The 2,816-nt window shown below is 30.8% G+C and carries 2 protein-coding genes; one reads left to right on the forward strand and one right to left on the reverse strand.

Going from position 1 to position 2,816, the window contains the following annotated elements; translation table 11 throughout:
• The first annotated feature begins 325 nt into the window (after positions 1-325).
• Positions 326-1,195 (forward strand): DUF3943 domain-containing protein, encoded by an 870-nt coding sequence (locus VFS71_RS17060; protein WP_326402803.1) that lies wholly within the window; start codon positions 326-328, stop codon positions 1,193-1,195.
• Between the two features lie 693 nt (positions 1,196-1,888).
• Here VFS71_RS17060 and VFS71_RS17065 read toward each other — a convergent pair.
• On the reverse strand, positions 1,889-2,743 hold the full coding sequence (locus tag VFS71_RS17065) for a CvfB family protein (RefSeq protein WP_326402805.1): 855 nt from the start codon (positions 2,741-2,743) through the stop codon (positions 1,889-1,891).
• Between the last annotated feature and the right edge of the window lie 73 nt (positions 2,744-2,816).

Here is a 2,816-nt window from a genome sequence, read left to right on the forward strand (position 1 = left end):
CGAACCCATATACGATAAAAACATTGTCAAGATTTATTCATTATTTCTCTACTAGATTGCTAATTCATCATTATTTAACTTAATAATGCATTTAACCATGGAGATATAGATAGTATACCCCTTGAAATACCCTAATTATTAATTTAAGATTAAGATGTAAAAATGCCTACCTAGTTCCCATTAATTAATTATATTTGCCGCGTTTAAAAACTGAACGAATTCAATCGCGAAGGGATTGTAATTCAATAGTTATGAAAGCAAAAACAATTTATAATTTTACCCAAATACGTATTTGGTCATCTTTTTAAAAGTATTAAATCCTAAAATGAATCTACTTAAACCCGTTTTATACGCCTTTATAATTTTACTTTCTGGAAATACCATTTTTGCTCAACAAGAAGAGCAGTCAATAAACAATCAGAATCAATTACCATCGTCACTTCCCCAAAATACAATTGTCGCCTCTATTTCTCAAAAAGAAAGTACAGAGAGTATAACTCCTTACAATTACAATATGCTTTCATTAACCGATAGTACATTGGTACAACAAAACGGCATCGCATATCCTCCAACGAAAAGAGATTACACAAGATTGGGGTATGATACCGCAATGTATGTAGGAGCTACTATAATTGCCTTTGGAGTTCTTTACGCCATGCCTGAAAGTGTTACCAATTGGGACAAGGAAGCGATGAAAGAAAATGGAATCACCTATAAATGGAAACAAAATGTAAAAGCAGGCCCTGTTTGGGATGAAGATGATTGGGTTTTGAACTGGATTACTCACCCTTATTCTGGTGGAGTTTATTATATGACGGCAAGAAGTAGTGGTTTTAATATGCTTGAATCTTTTTTATATTCTGCTTTTATGTCCACCTGTTTTTGGGAATATGGAATAGAGGCATTTGCCGAAATCCCATCAAAACAAGATTTAATAATCACACCAGTAGTTGGTTCTGTTGTAGGAGAAGGCTTTTTCTATGCCAAAAAAAGTATTTTAAGACACGATAAAAAAGTATTAAACTCAAAAGCCTTAGGATACACCACATTGTTTTTAATTGATCCTTTCAATACCTTATTGGATAGTTTTGGTTATAAAGAAAAAACTAAAACACAATTAAGTCTGGCGCCTATCGGTTTTGATAAAGGAGTCAACAAAGCTATTTGGGGATTAAATTTCAATATGCAATTTTAATATATAAGTATTTTTAACATACTGAAAATCATTTTATTAAATTGTTTCTTTCAATAAAATTTTAAATCAAGTAGAAGCGTTAAAATTTAAAAATAAATTGGATTTTAACATCAATGAGAACAAATAATTATTAATTTTAACTCATGCTAATCATTATTCTATAGTAAAATCAACGTTAGTTATTAATTCAGATTAGCACGGAGTTTTCACTGATTTATTAACCTAAAAAATGATTTTTTTGAGTGAATTTGAAATTATTGTCGCTTCTATTTTTATGGTTTTAAATTATATAATTTACACAAAAACTATTTTAAAGTACAAGCAAATAAATGAAACGTTTGCCAAAATAGTAATTCATAGAAAGTAACACCTCAGGGTTAAGTAAAAGATTTACAATCTAACTACTTTACACAAGTACAATAACAGATGTAATCTTTAAATGTATAGATAACCAATGGTTTTAATGTGAAATTTATACTTTACTAAATACAGTTAATGTTTTGATTTATAGACAAACCATTTAATAAAGTAATTTACGCTTTGTGATTACTTGTATTACATATACGTTAAGTATATAAAGTGCTTGAATATACTTTTTAAAATGTTCGAAAATGTTTTATTTTTGTTTATATCTATAGGGTACAAACAAAAGTAAAAGAGAAAGGCTAATCAAAATGATTAGCCTTCCTTTTTTTATTCCTTAACTAAATAGATCCCGTCTTCTTTAATCTCGATTAACTTTTCCTTATACAAAGCGCCAATGGCTTTTTTAAAGGTTTTCTTGCTCATCTTTAAAACTGTCTTGATATCTTCCGGGTGTGAATTATCAGTTAGACGTAAAAAACCTCTACTGGCTCTTAGTTCATCCAGAATTTTTTCGGCATTGGGCTCTATACTTTGATAACCTTGAATTTGCAACGAAACATCTATCTTGTTATCAGGTCTGATATTCTTGATATATCCTCGCATACGATCTCCCGTACGTATAGCATCATCATAAACTTCATCTTTGTACAACAATCCTTTGTGTTGCTCATTGATGATTACATTGATACCCAATTCGGTGATATGAGAAACGATAAGCTCCACTTCTTCCCCTTTTTCAACTGTAAGATGGTCATTTTTCAAAAATTGGTTCAATTTACTGGAGGCTACCAAACGATTGGTTTTTTCATCCATATAAAGATAAACCAAATAGCGTTTTCCTTTTTCCATAGGACGAGCCTGTTCCTTGAAAGGCACCAATATATCCTTCTCCATTCCCCAATCCATAAAAGCACCAATTTGATTGGTATAATTCACACGTAAAAGAGCAAACTCATTCAGTAATATATAAGGCTCCAAAGTTGTGGCAACTGGACGTTCTTCATGATCCAAATACACAAAAACAATAAGCTCCTCACCTATTTCAAATTCATTTGGCACATATTTATTAGGTAAAAGTATATCGTGTATTCCTTCAGGGTCTTTTTCTGGGTCGCCCAAAAACAACCCCACTTTGGTATCACGTAATATAGTAAGCGTATTGTATTTTCCTATTTCAATCATTTTTATTGAGATTCTAAGTTGTATTACCAACTAAGTTTAAAGCGCAAAGGTACGAACTTTGAAAATGAGATTT

It is taken from the genome of Flavobacterium sp., assembly GCF_035760125.1.
In the GTDB taxonomy this organism is placed as follows: domain Bacteria; phylum Bacteroidota; class Bacteroidia; order Flavobacteriales; family Flavobacteriaceae; genus Flavobacterium.

Bases quoted from the DNA above. Each gene is read 5' to 3' on its own strand.
- VFS71_RS17065 (WP_326402805.1), bottom strand. From the start codon at position 2,743: ATGATTGAAATAGGAAAATACAATACGCTTACTATATTACGTGATACC.
- VFS71_RS17060 (WP_326402803.1), top strand. From the start codon at position 326: ATGAATCTACTTAAACCCGTTTTATACGCCTTTATAATTTTACTTTCT.